General features: G+C 68.5%; 16 protein-coding genes. 9 read left to right on the top strand and 7 right to left on the bottom strand.

All coding sequences use genetic code 11. From position 1 onward, the window contains the following. Positions 1 to 98 precede the first annotated feature (98 nt). From BM365_RS03585 to BM365_RS03595, 3 genes are all read left to right on the top strand, one after another. Positions 99 to 293 (top strand): hypothetical protein, encoded by a 195-nt coding sequence (locus BM365_RS03585; RefSeq protein ID WP_093486671.1) that lies wholly within the window; start codon positions 99 to 101, stop codon positions 291 to 293. Between the two features lie 69 nt (positions 294 to 362). Beyond that, entirely contained in the window at positions 363 to 587 is a 225-nt protein-coding gene (locus BM365_RS03590; protein WP_093486673.1) for a hypothetical protein, read from the top strand. A 94-nt stretch (positions 588 to 681) separates the two neighbouring features. After that, positions 682 to 927 (top strand): hypothetical protein, encoded by a 246-nt coding sequence (locus BM365_RS03595; RefSeq protein WP_139227301.1) that lies wholly within the window; start codon positions 682 to 684, stop codon positions 925 to 927. 31 nt (positions 928 to 958) lie between these two features. Here the strand turns inward: BM365_RS03595 and BM365_RS03600 are convergent, their stop codons facing one another. After that, entirely contained in the window at positions 959 to 1,666 is a 708-nt protein-coding gene (locus tag BM365_RS03600; RefSeq protein ID WP_233210771.1) for a response regulator transcription factor, read from the bottom strand. 126 nt (positions 1,667 to 1,792) lie between these two features. Here BM365_RS03600 and BM365_RS03605 point away from each other — a divergent pair, with 126 nt between their 5' ends. From BM365_RS03605 to BM365_RS03615, 3 genes are read left to right on the top strand one after another with little or no spacing between them, the layout of a single operon-like run. Then, positions 1,793 to 2,269 carry a helix-turn-helix domain-containing protein gene (locus BM365_RS03605; protein ID WP_093489451.1) on the top strand — a complete coding sequence of 159 codons (477 nt, stop codon included), beginning with the start codon at positions 1,793 to 1,795 and terminating at the stop codon, positions 2,267 to 2,269. Continuing rightward, positions 2,266 to 2,685 carry a VOC family protein gene (locus BM365_RS03610; protein WP_093486677.1) on the top strand — a complete coding sequence of 140 codons (420 nt, stop codon included), beginning with the start codon at positions 2,266 to 2,268 and terminating at the stop codon, positions 2,683 to 2,685. Before BM365_RS03605 ends, BM365_RS03610 begins: the two co-directional genes overlap by 4 nt. After that, a complete protein-coding gene (locus BM365_RS03615) occupies positions 2,682 to 2,906 on the top strand; it encodes a hypothetical protein (RefSeq protein WP_093486679.1) in 225 nt (74 codons plus the stop codon). The genes BM365_RS03610 and BM365_RS03615 overlap by 4 nt, the downstream gene beginning before the upstream one ends. Positions 2,907 to 3,067: 161 nt before the next feature. Here the strand turns inward: BM365_RS03615 and BM365_RS03620 are convergent, their stop codons facing one another. The 5 genes from BM365_RS03620 to BM365_RS03640 form a co-directional block, all read right to left on the bottom strand. Beyond that, a complete protein-coding gene (locus tag BM365_RS03620; protein ID WP_093486681.1) occupies positions 3,068 to 3,286 on the bottom strand; it encodes a polyprenyl synthetase in 219 nt (72 codons plus the stop codon). 59 nt (positions 3,287 to 3,345) lie between these two features. Next, the gene (locus BM365_RS03625; protein ID WP_199186222.1) at positions 3,346 to 4,254 is read right to left on the bottom strand and encodes a pepsin/retropepsin-like aspartic protease family protein; all 909 of its coding nucleotides are present in this window, start codon (positions 4,252 to 4,254) and stop codon (positions 3,346 to 3,348) included. A 130-nt stretch (positions 4,255 to 4,384) separates the two neighbouring features. Beyond that, a complete protein-coding gene (locus BM365_RS03630) occupies positions 4,385 to 4,687 on the bottom strand; it encodes a hypothetical protein (protein WP_093486683.1) in 303 nt (100 codons plus the stop codon). 33 nt (positions 4,688 to 4,720) lie between these two features. Continuing rightward, complete coding sequence (locus tag BM365_RS03635) at positions 4,721 to 5,245, bottom strand: hypothetical protein (RefSeq protein ID WP_139227303.1); 525 nt, start codon at positions 5,243 to 5,245, stop codon at positions 4,721 to 4,723. A gap of 45 nt (positions 5,246 to 5,290) precedes the next feature. Further along, positions 5,291 to 5,947 (bottom strand): hypothetical protein, encoded by a 657-nt coding sequence (locus BM365_RS03640; RefSeq protein WP_139227305.1) that lies wholly within the window; start codon positions 5,945 to 5,947, stop codon positions 5,291 to 5,293. 170 nt (positions 5,948 to 6,117) lie between these two features. On the opposite strand from BM365_RS03640, the gene BM365_RS03645 reads away from it, so the two are divergent. From BM365_RS03645 to BM365_RS03655, 3 genes are all read left to right on the top strand, one after another. Then, positions 6,118 to 9,177: a sensor histidine kinase gene (locus BM365_RS03645; RefSeq protein ID WP_158253449.1), complete on the top strand. Its 3,060-nt coding sequence runs from the start codon at positions 6,118 to 6,120 to the stop codon at positions 9,175 to 9,177. A gap of 110 nt (positions 9,178 to 9,287) precedes the next feature. Further along, positions 9,288 to 9,575, top strand: coding sequence for a hypothetical protein (locus BM365_RS03650; protein ID WP_093486691.1), 288 nt, complete (start codon positions 9,288 to 9,290; stop codon positions 9,573 to 9,575). Between the two features lie 6 nt (positions 9,576 to 9,581). Next, positions 9,582 to 10,577 (top strand): DNA topoisomerase IB, encoded by a 996-nt coding sequence (locus BM365_RS03655; RefSeq protein WP_093486693.1) that lies wholly within the window; start codon positions 9,582 to 9,584, stop codon positions 10,575 to 10,577. Here the strand turns inward: BM365_RS03655 and ligD are convergent. Next, positions 10,572 to 13,118, bottom strand: a complete 2,547-nt coding sequence (ligD, locus tag BM365_RS03660; RefSeq protein WP_093486695.1) for a DNA ligase D — start codon at positions 13,116 to 13,118, stop codon at positions 10,572 to 10,574. The two genes, BM365_RS03655 and ligD, sit on opposite strands and share 6 nt — an antisense overlap. Position 13,119: the final 1 nt, after the last annotated feature.

The raw sequence follows: 13,119 nt of genomic DNA on the forward strand, positions 1-13,119 counted from the left end.
CATTCTCGCAGCATCGCCCGCGTGCGGGCGCGACGCCTCACGACGCCTTTACGCACCGCCGTTCAGGGTGCAAGGGAACCCAACGCGAGGACTCGCGCATGACGACACCCCTGGACAAAGCCCTGCGCCGTGAGATCACCGTCGACGACAAGGCCTACACCCTGACCATCGACCCGACCGGCCTGAAGCTGGTCGAGAAAGGGCGCCGCAACGGCGTGGAGCTGCAATGGAAGGACGTGCTTTCCGGCGACGCCGGACTGGCGGCGGCGTTGCAGGCGTCGACCCAGGCCTGACGCTCCGGCGGCTATCGCCGCCCCCGCGCGATCGGCGTAGTCTCATGCCACGGCGTGGGCGGCAGATCGATGAGCGTCAGGACGATTACGGACAACGGGCATTCGCTGACCGTGCAGACGGTCGAGAAGACCGACACCCTCGGCACGACCTATTGGCAGGGTCGTGCGATGTTCCGCGTCGCCGATGCGCGTGCACGCGTCGACGTGGTCACCACCGCGCGCCACGCCAGCCGGGAGAACGCCGAAGAAGCCGCGCTTGCCCTGGCGCGCCGGAACGGCTGGGGCGCCAGCTGAACGATTCAGACAGCCCGTGTCACACGCGTGCTAGTGTCCGGGCCTCTGCTGCATCTCGCAGCCCTTCGCGGTCGGAACCGCACAGGTCCTGACCATGAGATTGAACCTCTATCGCGTAGACGGGGGGTACTTCGTCTGCCCTGCCGGCGCGAACATCCCCGACTCTCACGCTGCCGACCTGCAGGGCCGCAGCCCCGACATGCAGTTCCTGTCGCGCGACACCGCGGGCCGATCCTTCATCGAAGACCACATGCGCAACAACGGCGCCGTGCTGATGGACGAGCACGTGGCCGGCATCATGCTGGCCGGCTATCCGGCCTGGGAAAAGCGCGCGTTCTGATCCGAACGCGCGTTGATTCAAGCGTGGCCTGTCAGGCCACCTTGCGGGGCGGCGCGATCTCCGCGATCCGGTAGCCCGCGCTCTGCACGGTGTGCAGCAGCGGCGTATCGAAGCCCTTGTCGATCGCCTTGCGCAGGTTGTACAGGTGGCTGCGCAGCGTGTCGGATTCAGGCAACTCGTCGCCCCAGATCTCGCGCTCGATCTCGCGGCGCGTCACCACGCGCGGCGATTCGCGCATCAGGATATTCAGCAGCTTGGTCGACACCGGCGACAGCTCCAGCTCCTTGTCGCCCCGGCGCACGCGGTGGCAGGCCGGATCGAACGACAGCTCGCCCACCGTCAACACTTCGCGCCCCACCTCTTTCCGGTTCCGGCGGATCACCGCGTTGAGGCGCGCCTCCAGTTCCTGGGTGGCGAAGGGCTTGGTCAGGTAGTCGTCGACGCCGCGGTCGAGGCCTTCCAGCTTGTCTTCCAGCGCGTCGCGTCCGGTGACCATGATGATCGGCGTCGCCACGCGCGCGACCTCGCGCAACCCACGCACCACGTCCAGCCCGTCCATGCGCGGCAAGTGACCGTCGAGGATGATCGCGTCGTAGCGGTTTTCCGCGGCCAGCCGGTAGCCTTCCTCGCCGTCGGCGGCGTAGTCGACTTCCATGCCGCGCGTTTCGAGATAGGTGCCGACGGTTTCCGCGAGCCCGCGGTTGTCTTCGATGATCAGAATGCTGGCCGAAATGGACACGAGTCCCCCTGGATGCGAGTCAGTGACGTGAACGTGCCTCAGGCCGTGTCGTCGGCATGTGAACGCCCCCGCGGGACCACAGGCACAATGCGCGTCGCTGAACGCTACCGAGGGAGTGCGCCGCCGGTGAATCCGCCCCCCGAACTGCTGCGCCGCCTGCTGCGCGCAAAGGACCGCATGGATGCGCATCCCGACCAGGACTGGCCGGTCGAGCGCCTGGCGGAGGTCAGCGCGGTGTCGAAGGCGCACTTCGCCCGCGCGTTCAAGCAGGCGTTCGGCTTGCCCCCGCACCGCTACCTGCTCACCCGCCGCATCGAGCGCGCCGCGGCGCTGCTGCGCGAGACCGACGCACCGATCATCGACATCGCGCTGCAGACCGGCTGGACCAGCATCGGCACGTTCGGCCGGATCTTCCGCGACATCCTCGGCGAGAGCCCGGGCGAGTGCCGGCGCCGCGCGCGGGAGATGATCGACCCGCGCAGCGCGATCCCGGAATGCGTCATGCGTGCGGTGGAGCGCCCGGACCTGAAGACCGCAGTTTCGGAGAAGCGCCGCCAGGCTGGCGAGGCTACGGTGGCCACCCCAACAACGGAGGTCCCATGAGCCAGGGTATCGAGGTGATCGGTGTATACGTGCGCGACCAGGACGAAGCGCTGGGCTTCTACGTGGACAAGCTCGGGTTCCGCGTGCAGGCCGATGTGCGCAACGGCAGCTACCGCTGGCTGACGGTGCAGCACCCGGAGCAGCCGTCGGTGCAACTGGGCCTGTTCACCCCCGGCCCGCCCGTCCACGACGCCGCCACGGCCGAGGCGCTCAATGCCCTGGTCGCCAAGGGCGCGATGCCGCCGCTGGTCTTGAAGGTCGCCGACTGCCAGGCCACGTACGCCGCGCTGAGCGCCAAGGGCGTGGAATTCATCCAGGAACCGATCAGCCGCTACGGCCAGGTCGATGCCGGCTTCCGCGACCCGTCCGGCAATGGCTGGAAGATGATCGAACGCCAGCGCAAGGAGACCGCATGAACATCGCGCGCTTCTCGCGGCAGAGCCACCGCTGGCTCTCCCTCGTGTTCACCCTGACGGTGATCCTCAACTTCGCCTGGCGCGCCGCCGCCGGCGGCGAACCGCCGGCGTGGGTCACCTACTCGCCGTTGCCGCCGCTGTTCCTGCAACTGTTCACCGGGCTGTATCTCTTCGCCCTGCCGTATCTGGGGCGCGGGCGTGCGGACGGCGCCGCGACCTGACATGCGTGCGCTGAGCACTGATGTGTGTTGATTCACCCAAGAAGCCTGACGCGTCAGGCTTTGTCTGAGTAAAGACCGTGCGGGCTGAACGGGCGCCGGTGGCGTGAGCGGCACGACGCTGCCGGCATCCCCGCGCACATGATGCGACCGCGAGCGCCCGCCTACTTCTTCAGGCCGGCGACCACTTCCCGCACGCTGAGGCCGAGCTCCAGCTGCAGGCGCACGTATTCGCGTTCCTTGCGCGACAGGGCGCGACCCAGCTCGATCCGCACGTCTTCGGCTTCCAGAATGCGCAGGATCCGCGGCATCGCCGAGCCGATGGCATCCTGGCCGTAACCGGCTTCGCGCAGCGCCGCCGTCAGTAGGGTTTCGACATCCATGGTGCATCCAGGTGCGGGGAAGGGAGCGCATTGTGCACCCTCCCCGCCTCGCCCGCGGCTCAACGGCAGACCGCGACCGCCTTGGATCGCTGGTCGATGACGACCACGGCGCCCTGCAGCGCGTGCGCGCCGACCAGCAGCTCCGGGTAACGCTCCGATATGCGCACCTCGACATCCGTGAGGCGGAGGTCGCCGACGCGGAACGGTCCATGCACCTTCGCACGCTGCGTGTCCACCTGCACGTTGGAGAGTCGTGCTTTGCCGGCCGCCTCGGCAGGCGCGTTGCCGATCTGATCGAAGAGCGCTTGCGGCAACACGAAGGCGACGTTCGCGCCGGTATCCAGATTGCCGACCGTCTCGATGTCGCCGATCGACACCGGCACGCGGAACGGCCGTTCGTAGGCCAGCACACCGGCCTGCCCGGGGGACAGCGCGAGGCGACGGCTGAACGACACCGTCTTCCGCGGGTAGTCGATCACCAGCACGCCGTCGGCGAAGAACTCGCGCGCGATGATCCCGGAGAACGCGGCTTCGGGCGCCATCTTGCTGTTGTAGTCGCGCGTGATGACGTTGAGGTCATGCCGGACGAGGCCGCCGACGTCGAGCGTATCGAACCGCGTGGTGTCGGCCTCGGCGGTCTTGACGCCATCGGAGTTCAGGATGGGCTTCTCGATCGGCAGGCCAAGCCGCGTAACCAGGCTGGCGTCCGCGCGTCCCAGCCCGCTGGCGCCGGTATCCAGCGCGAACGTGAGCGGCGCCTGCCCATTGACCTTCGCCTGCACGTAGATCCTGCCGTCGATCACCTCGAATGGCACCTGCATGTCGTACGCGTCGCGCGGCGCATGCGCGGCGTCGCAGGCGGAGCCAGGCGCTGCGTGCGCCGCGTCGATACTCGCGGTGAACAGGGCGGGTAGCGCAATGAATGCGATGCGCTCGACCCAGATGACGAGACTGCTCGGGCTGGACATGCGGGGGCTCCACGATCCGGAGTGCCCGTTGTACCGGCGCGATGCAGGGCGAGGCCCGTGCCGGAAGGCATGTGCCGGGAACACGGCGGGGCCGGCGCGTCGCAGGATCATGCGCGTCCTGCGCGCGGCGTCACCACTTCCCGAAGAAGGACGAGATGTCGAAGTAGATCTTCTTTTCTTCACCCGACGGCAGCTGGATCGTGATGAGGTCCATCGGGACCTTGCCCATCACCAAGGCCTGGGACTTCACTTCCGCACCGGGATAGTGCTTCTGCAGCCACTGTCGCTCGGCCTGGATGCTGCGGACCCGCACGGCGGATTCGGCCGTCAGTCCATCGCCTTGGGCACTGTCGGCGCTTTCCCGACCGGCCGGCGTCGATTGGCACGCTGCAAGCAGCAGGGCGAGTACCACCACGATCAGAACGCGCTGCATGTGACCTCCCGTTTGAACATCCACGACCACGCCTCAGGACGCGTCCAATGAGGCGCCATACCGATATCGATAGATCAGACGCCGGATGCCGGCGTTGCCGACCACCAGCCACAGTCCGATCACCAGCTCCGCGAGCGTGGCGAACACACTGGCCACCTGATCATGGGACCACTCGAAGTAGACCGCCGGGACCTGCCGGGTGCGGATCCACAGCGTGAGCCAATAGATCGCATCCACCACCCCATAGGCCAGCACCCAGATGCCGATCAGCGTCAGGCCGACGGACAGCGCCAGCGATGCATCCATGGGCGGTTCCGTGCGCGGCTCGCGCATCACGGGCAAGAGCCTGCGCGCGATGCTCAGCGGAAAGAACCAGAGCAGCACGCAGATCAGCGTTCCCGACAGGAGGCCCAGCGCATTGAAGATCGCCCACGCCCTGCCCTGATCGCCCGTGGCGAAGAACTGGACGACATCCGGCACCTGCTTGATCACGCCAAGGAACAGGAAAACCGAAAAAAGCCGGACCGCGATGGCGACAAAATCCTCTCTACTCAGCATGCTGTCCTCGTTGATTCCATCGAATGCGTCATCCGCGTCGCGCCTTCAGCACCCCATCGGCGGCAGGAAGGCCAGCGTCGTAACCTCCACCCACGTGCCCTTGCGCAGCACTTCGACGCGCACCCGCACCGTGCTGATCGCCACGTAAGGCGACACCGACACCAGCGCATCGGGCTTGTCGAGTTCGGGGAGCCAACCATCGGCGATGGTCGGGTCACCCTGCTTCGCCGCATGCGCATGCACCGCGGCGTCGAGTTCCCTGCGTGTGTACCTCGGGAAACAGCTCTGCTGCTCCGATGACGGTGTTGGCAGGACGAAGCTCACCGCATCGATCGTCTGCGTCGGCAGCCAGGCCGACGTGCAGTGCTTCCAGTCGATGAGATCCAGGTGCGGACCCTCCGCGCCCAGGGCGAGGCTGGTCTCAAACTGCACGCGCACACGGTACATTTCGCCCGCCTGCGCAGGCTGCAATTGCAGCGTTGCACCGTAGACCTCATCGCCCAGTTCCAGCGGCACCGTCAGCGACGTGGGCACCGTGCCCTCGTGCTTCCACCCCTGGAACGCATACTCGCCGTCGACGGACGGCAGCACGCGGATGCCGGACAGCGCCTGCGCCTGCGCCCACAGCGGCGCGCACAGCAGCGCGATCGCGAACAGCGCGCGCACGCGACGCAGCCGCCCGACTCCCTGTGTCCCCTTCATCCCTGCTCCCCTTTGGGGCGCCGACATCCCCGGGGCGATGGTAGCGCGATCCACAACGGCCGGCCGTCGCGCGCGGCGGCATGACCGGGTTAGGATGCGGCAGGGCCCGGGAGGGGATAACCGGCCCACACGACGAAGACCCGACGTCTGGCCGCCTGCGGAGGGCCGCCATGCTGCGCAGCCTTTTCCTGACGGTCCTGCTGTTGGTGGTCGGCGTGCCTCTGAGCGCGCTGCCGGCGCATGCGCTGGATCCGGGCGCCGGCATCGGCCAGCTCAAGCACAGCCGCTGGATGGCGGACGACGGTGTACCGCTGGGCATCTATGCGTTGGCGCAGACGCCGGACGGCTTCCTGTGGATCGGCAGCGACGCCGGACTGCACCGCTTCGACGGCGTGCGCTTCGATGCCGCCGCAGGACCGGACGGCGCACTTCGCAACGAACCGGTCTCGGCCCTCATGGCCGCGCGGAACGGCGACCTCTGGATCGGCTACCAGTCCGGCCGCATGGCCGTGTTGCGGGATGGGAAACTGCTCGACCGGTCGACACCCACCAGCGATCGCTGGGTGGTTCGGCTCTATGAAGACCGTGCAGGGGGGGTGTGGGCCATGACCGGCAACACCCGCCACCCACTGCTGCGGTACAGCGGCGCCCGCTGGGAACACATCGAAACGGCATGGGCGTTCACGGGGACCTACGCCTGGTCAATGGCCGAGTCCGGTGATGGCCGCCTGTGGCTCGCCGATGCGACCGAGGTCATGGTGCTGGCACCCGGCGAGCGCCGGCTCCGCCGAACCGGCATCGTGAGCAAGATCGAATCGGGCGACAACTTCGGCCTGACGGCGGACAGCACCGGACGCGTCTGGCAGTCGAGTGCGTTCAGCGGCACCCGCCGCCTGCCGGATGCTGCCCATGCGCAGGGCACACCGGACGCCACCGTGCCGGTGTCATCGGTCGGGCATTTCTATCGCAGCTTCCTGTTCGACCGCGATGGCGCCATCTGGGGCATCACCTATTCCGCGGGCATCTACCGCATCGCAAGACCGCAACGCCTGTATGCGGGGGAGCGCCCGCTGGAAGAGAGCTTCACCGCGAAGGATGGCCTCTCCTCCGACCGGGCACAGGCCATTCTGGAGGACCGGGAAGGCAATATCTGGATCGGTACCAGCGCGGGGCTGGATCGTTTCCGGCCAGCCAACATCCGCCCCGCCGCCGGCGTTACTGCGCATTCCCCGCTGGGTTACGTGTTGATGGGTACGCGCGATGGCACCGTGTATGTCGCCGATTCGGTCAGCGTGCTGCGCGTGCCAGTGGTGGGCGACGCGACCCGGGTGCTCGAAGGGCTGCGCAATCCCCAAGCGTTGTGCGAAGACCGCGACGGCGCCCTCTGGGTGAAGACCGGTGATGCGCTGTTCCGCGGCATCGAAGGACGCTACGAGCGCATGCCGGTGCCCGAAACGCCGCGCGGGGCGCTGGACTGCGTGGTGACCGCAGATGGCCGCCGCTGGTTCAATCGTGTTCGTGGCGGCCTAATGCGCTACGAGAACGGCGCATGGATCGATGCGCTGCCGGAAAGCGCGGACGACGAAGCCCCGAAGATCCCGGCGATGATCGAGGCGCCCAGCGGTGGCCTGCTGATGTACGCCCGCTCGCTGGGATTGGTGCTGTCCGAACCACCCCGGATGCGCATGCTGTGGAAACATGCCGACATTCCTGGCGGTGAAGTGACCGTGCTTTATCCCGTCGGCAAGGACGTGATCGTGGCCAGTCTCGGCGGTGTCGCCCGCCTGCGCGATGGCAAAGTGACCACCCTGCGCCGGAACGATGCCTGGCTGCTGGGCATCACCGGCATCACGGAAAGCCGCGACGGCTACATCTGGCTGCAATCGCGCGCGGGCATCGCCCGCCTGCGCAGAGAGGCGTTCCTGGGCAGCTTCGACACTCCAGCGCGCCCGCTGGAGGTCGAGTTACTGGACTTCGACGACGGCCTGCGCGCGCCCCCCGCCCCCGGTTACGCCAGGAACAGCGCGCTGACCGGCGGCGACGGTACGTTGTGGCTCCTGACAACCGACGGCGTGGCGCAGATCCAGCCGACGCAGTTGGCGCGCAATCCGGTGCCGCCGCCGGTGCGGATCGTCGGCCTCGCCTACGGATCGCAGCGGTTGCGGGACCCGACATCGGCCACGCTGCCTGCGGGCGTGTCGCGCATCGAGATCGACTACACCGCCCTGAGCCTGAGCGTTCCCAGCCGCGTGCGGTTCCGCTACCGGCTCGAGGGCGTGGACGAGGACTGGATCAATGCGGGACATCGCCGCCAGGCGTTCTACACCAACCTCGATCCGGGGCAGTACCGCTTCCGCGTGATCGCGGCGAACGACAGCGGCGTGTGGAACGAGAAAGGCGCAACGCTGGCGTTCGTCGTGCCGCCGACGTTCCTGCAATCGATCTGGTTCAAGGCGCTGCTGGTGCTCGCCGTGGCGGTGCTGTTGTGGGGCCTGTACGCGCTGCGCCTGCGCTACGAAACCGCGCGCTTGCGCGATCGCTTCCAGGGACAGATCGCCGAACGCACCCGTATCGCGCGCGAGCTGCACGACACGCTGCTGCAGGAATTCCAGGCGCTGACGTTGCGCTTCCAGGGTGCCGTGGACTGCCTGCGTACCGATGCGCGCACGCACGACGCACTGACCCGGGCGCTGGATCGCGCCGACGAGGCGCTGAAGGCCGGTCGCGAGCGCGTACACGACCTGCGTGCGCCACACACCGGCGACCACCTGCCCGACGCCCTGCAGGACACGGCCAGACACCTGATCGATGACGGTGCGTTGGATCTCCAGATATCCGTGGAAGGCATCCCTCGGCTGCTGGTCGATGCCGCGGCCGAAGAAGTGCGGCGCATCGCGGAAGAGGCACTGCGCAACGTGGTGCGGCATGCGCAGGCGCGGAACGCGTGCATCGTGCTCGCTTATCGCACCGAGGGGCTGTCGATGACGATTCGCGACGACGGCATCGGGCTCCGCGCGAAAGCGGACGGCGACGATGATCACTTCGGCTGCGCCGGCATGCGCGAACGCGCGCAGCAACTCGGCGGGAGGCTCGATATCGGCAATGCGCCGGCAGGCGGCACCGTCGTCGAGCTGTTCGTCCCTGCCCGGCATCTCTACTGTCAGCGCCACGCCGGCTTCTGGGGATGGCTGGTGCGGCGCGATGCCGCACCCCGCGACGACGTCCGCTGAGTCGCTCGCAGCCCACCATCGGCTGAACATCCGCCACGGGCATTCGGTTGCTTCACGGAAGCATGACCGCGGCCGACCTATGGTCGGAAAAAAGGCGCGGAGGCATTCCGATGACGATGATCAGACTGCGGGCCACCGGCACGCGCACCGGCTTCGATGCGCTGGTGGCGGCGCTGCATGGCGTGGATGGCGTGGAGCGCGTGGAAGAACTGGCGGACCTGATGCCGCACATGGACGACGAGGATTCCAGTTCCGCCGGGTTGACCGACGACCGCGGCGGCGACCTGCACGCGCTCGAGGTGGAAGCGGCCTCGCCGTACGCCGACACGGTGCGCGAGACGGCGGACGACATCGCGGCGCGCTACGACCTCGTGCTCGAGTTCGTCGACGAGTTCTGAGGCCGCGTGGCCGGCCTGCACTACACCACCGATACCCTGCCCGGCCTGCGCCGGCAGCGGCGTGGGCGCGGGTTCGTCTACCTGGATGCGCGCGGCCGTGCGGTGCGCGCGCAGACCACGCTGGAGCGCATCCGCCTGCTGGCCATTCCGCCGGCCTACACCGACGTGTGGATCTGCGCCGATGCGCGCGGCCACCTGCAAGCCACCGGACGCGATGCGCGCGGGCGCAAGCAGTACCGCTACCACCGCGACTGGCAGGCCGAACGCGGCGCCCGCAAGTACGACCGGCTGGTTGCCTTCGCCGATGCCCTGCCCCGGCTGCGCCGCCGCATCCGCGCCGACCTTGCGCTGCCGGGGTTTCCGCGCGACAAAGTCGTCGCGCTGGTGCTCGCCCTGCTCGGCCAGACCCTGCTGCGCGTGGGCAACGCCAGCTACGAGAAGGACAACGGGTCCTACGGCCTCACCACGCTGCGCAACGTGCATGCGCACTTCATCGCCGGCAGCGAAGTGCGCTTCGCCTTCCGCGGCAAGGGCGGCAAGCCGATCGAGTCGCGGGTCAGCGATGCGCGCCTGGTGCGGCTGGTGCGCGGTTGCCGCCAGCTGCCCGGGCAGGCGCTGTTCCAGTATCGCGAAGGCGACACCGTGCAGCGGATCAGCTCCGGCGACGTCAACGCATATTTGCAGGAGGTGATGGGCGGGCCGTTCACCGCGAAGGATTTCCGCACCTGGGGGGCCACCCTGTTCGCCTTCCGCATGCTGGCGGCGACAGCGGTGCCCGAGACCGACACGGCCCGCCAGCAAGCGCGCATGGACGTGCTGCGCCATACCGCCGCCATCCTTGGAAACACGCCGCGCATTTGCGAACGCTGCTACGTGGACCCGCGCGTGTTCGAGGGCTGGGAAGACGGCCGCGTGCAGCGCGCCACCGCGCGGGCGCGCGGTCAGCGGCAGTGGGAACAAGCGGCGATCCGTTTCCTCCGGCGCGCACGCCGCGGCTCATGAGCGAGCACGGCGTTTCTTCACGGGCGCGGCCGGTGCCTGCAATGCGGACAGTGCTTCGCTGACGCTTGCCAGATCCTGGCGCCGGCGCGTGTAGTCGCCCCAGGGGTGCGCGCCCAGGCGGCTCATGCGGCGCGGCGCGGTGGACAGCGTGTAGGCGTCGCCGCCCTTGATGCGGCCCAGTTCGTCCCATCGCAGCGGCATCGCCACCGGTGCACCGTCGCGCGCGCGCAGCGAGAACGATGCCACGCTGGTGGCCCCGCGGCCGTTGCGCAGGTAGTCGATGAAGATCTTGCCCTTGCGGAACTTCTTCGTCGCCGTGGCCACATAGGCCAGCGGCTCCGAGGCAGCCATCGATTCGGCGAAGGCATGGGCGAAGTCCTTCACCTGCGCCCACGGGCACGCTGGCTTCAGCGGCACGACCACGTGCAAGCCCTTGCCGCCCGAGGTGCGGACGTACGAGGTGAGTCCCAGCGCACGCAGGCGCTTGCGTACCAGGCGCGCCGCCTCGACCACGTGCGGCCACGGCACGTCGGGGCCCGGGTCGAGATCGAAGACGATGCGGTCGGCCGCGTCCGGGGCATCGGCCTGCGCGCCCCAGGGATGGAATTCGAGGGCGTTGAATTGCACCAGTTCCAGCAACCCCGCTTCATCGCGCACCACCAGGTAGTCGGCGGAGGTTCCGCCCTCCTCGGCCAACGGCACCGCGTCGACGCGATCCATGCCCGGCGTGTGGTGTTTCTGGAAGAAGCACGGGCGCCCTGCACCCTGCGGGCAGCGCACGATGGACAACGGCCGCTCGCGGATCTCCGGCAGCAGCCAGCGGGCCATCGCGCGGTAGTAGTCGAACACCTGCTGCTTGGTAATACCGCTGTCGGGGAAGACGACGCGCTCGGGATGGGTCAGTTCGATCGTGGACGGCGTCGCGTGACCGCGCGGAGGTGTAGGCATGGCGGTATCTCCGGCGGGCGTGCGGGATTCGCGCAGATCGCTCGCACGCTTGTCGCGGCGGATCGTCTTCAGCGACGGTTGCCGCAGCAGGCCCTGGTTGCCGCGGCCGTGATGGAACACCTCGGCGACCAGGCGTGGCGCGACCCAGCGCGCCCGGCGCAGCTCCGGATCGTCGACCTCGACGTGCGCGGTAGGCGTGGCGCGCGCGCCCTTGGCCAATTGCGTGGACAGCGTGTCGAGCAAGGCATCGCTGAAACCGGTGCCCACGCGGCCGGCGTACCGCCAGCCCTTGTCGCCATCGGGCGTGGCGAGCAACAGCGCACCCAATCCGCTGCGGCTGCCTTTCGGCGCGGTGAACCCGACCACGGCGAACTCTTCGGCATCGCGCTGCTTGATCTTCCGCCACGCATCGCCGCGGCCGGCGTGGTACGGCGCATCGGCGCGCTTGGCGATGATGCCTTCGAGGCCACGCTCGAGCGCCATCTTCAGCGCCTCGTCGCCGCGGCCGACGATGTGCGAGCTGTAGACCAGGCGATCGGGCGGCGACTTGAGGATTTCCGCCAGCAACGCCTTGCGCTGGTATTGCGGACTGCCCGCGATGTCCACGCCGTCGACTTGCAGGATGTCGAACAGCACATACGACAGCGTGGCGTTCTTCTCGCCGGACAGCGTGGCCTGCAGCAACCCGAAGTCTTCCTGCCGCCCGGCACCGGCGACCAGTTCGCCATCGAGCACGGCATCTTCCAGGTGCAGCGCTTCCAGCGCGGCAACGATCTCCGGCGCCTTGTCGGTCCACTCGCGTTCGTTGCGCGACCACAGGCGCACGCGGCCGCGGCGGATCTCGGCGATCAGGCGATAGCCGTCCCATTTGGCTTCGTGCAGCCAGTCGTCGCCGGGCGGCACCTGCTGCTGCAGCTTGGCCAACTGCGGCGCACGGAACGCAGGGCGATGCGAGGTGGCTCGCGCACCATCGAGCCGCGCGGCGCGGCGGGCCCAGCGCTCTGGCACGGCGTGCTTGCGCGCGCTGTGGGCCGCGGTGCGGCGACGGCGTGCGGGCCGTGCGCCCGGGGGCGGCGTGACGTCGTCCAGCAGGTCGTCGGCTTCCTGTGGGCCGGCGAAATCGTCGCGCGCCTTGTACAGCAACCACTGCGGCTGGCGCGCCGGCGTCTGCGTGCGCACCAGGTGCCAGCCACCCTTGAGCTTTTCGCCGAACATGCGGAAACGCAGGTGCCCTTTCGCGAGTTGCGCCTCGGCATCGCCCTCCGTGGTCCAGCGGCCGCGATCGAACGTGGCGACGTGCCCGCCGCCGTACTGGCCCTTCGGGATGTCGCCCTCGAAAGCGGCGTAGTCCACCGGGTGGTCTTCGACCTCGGCCGCCAAGCGCTTCACACTCGGATCGAAGCTGGGGCCCTTCGGCACCGCCCAGCTCTTGAGCGTATCGCCTACCTGCAGGCGGAAGTCGTAGTGGCGGTGGCTGGCGTGGTGCAACTGGACGACGAAAATCGGCCGATGCCCAGGCGCACGCTGCGCGTCGGCCGACGGTTCGGGCGTGCGGTCGAAACGGCGCTTGCGACGGTATTCCTGCAGGCTCATG

Source organism: Pseudoxanthomonas sp. YR558 (assembly GCF_900116385.1).
Classification (GTDB): Bacteria; Pseudomonadota; Gammaproteobacteria; order Xanthomonadales; family Xanthomonadaceae; genus Pseudoxanthomonas_A.

Bases quoted from the DNA above. Each gene is read 5' to 3' on its own strand.
- BM365_RS03610 (WP_093486677.1), top strand. From the start codon at position 2,266: ATGAGCCAGGGTATCGAGGTGATCGGTGTATACGTGCGCGACCAGGAC.
- ligD (WP_093486695.1), bottom strand. From the start codon at position 13,118: ATGAGCCTGCAGGAATACCGTCGCAAGCGCCGTTTCGACCGCACGCCC.
- BM365_RS03615 (WP_093486679.1), top strand. From the start codon at position 2,682: ATGAACATCGCGCGCTTCTCGCGGCAGAGCCACCGCTGGCTCTCCCTC.
- BM365_RS03645 (WP_158253449.1), top strand. From the start codon at position 6,118: ATGCTGCGCAGCCTTTTCCTGACGGTCCTGCTGTTGGTGGTCGGCGTG.
- BM365_RS03630 (WP_093486683.1), bottom strand. From the start codon at position 4,687: ATGCAGCGCGTTCTGATCGTGGTGGTACTCGCCCTGCTGCTTGCAGCG.
- BM365_RS03625 (WP_199186222.1), bottom strand. From the start codon at position 4,254: ATGTCCAGCCCGAGCAGTCTCGTCATCTGGGTCGAGCGCATCGCATTC.
- BM365_RS03620 (WP_093486681.1), bottom strand. From the start codon at position 3,286: ATGGATGTCGAAACCCTACTGACGGCGGCGCTGCGCGAAGCCGGTTAC.
- BM365_RS03595 (WP_139227301.1), top strand. From the start codon at position 682: ATGAGATTGAACCTCTATCGCGTAGACGGGGGGTACTTCGTCTGCCCT.
- BM365_RS03640 (WP_139227305.1), bottom strand. From the start codon at position 5,947: ATGAAGGGGACACAGGGAGTCGGGCGGCTGCGTCGCGTGCGCGCGCTG.
- BM365_RS03585 (WP_093486671.1), top strand. From the start codon at position 99: ATGACGACACCCCTGGACAAAGCCCTGCGCCGTGAGATCACCGTCGAC.
- BM365_RS03650 (WP_093486691.1), top strand. From the start codon at position 9,288: ATGACGATGATCAGACTGCGGGCCACCGGCACGCGCACCGGCTTCGAT.
- BM365_RS03590 (WP_093486673.1), top strand. From the start codon at position 363: ATGAGCGTCAGGACGATTACGGACAACGGGCATTCGCTGACCGTGCAG.
- BM365_RS03635 (WP_139227303.1), bottom strand. From the start codon at position 5,245: ATGCTGAGTAGAGAGGATTTTGTCGCCATCGCGGTCCGGCTTTTTTCG.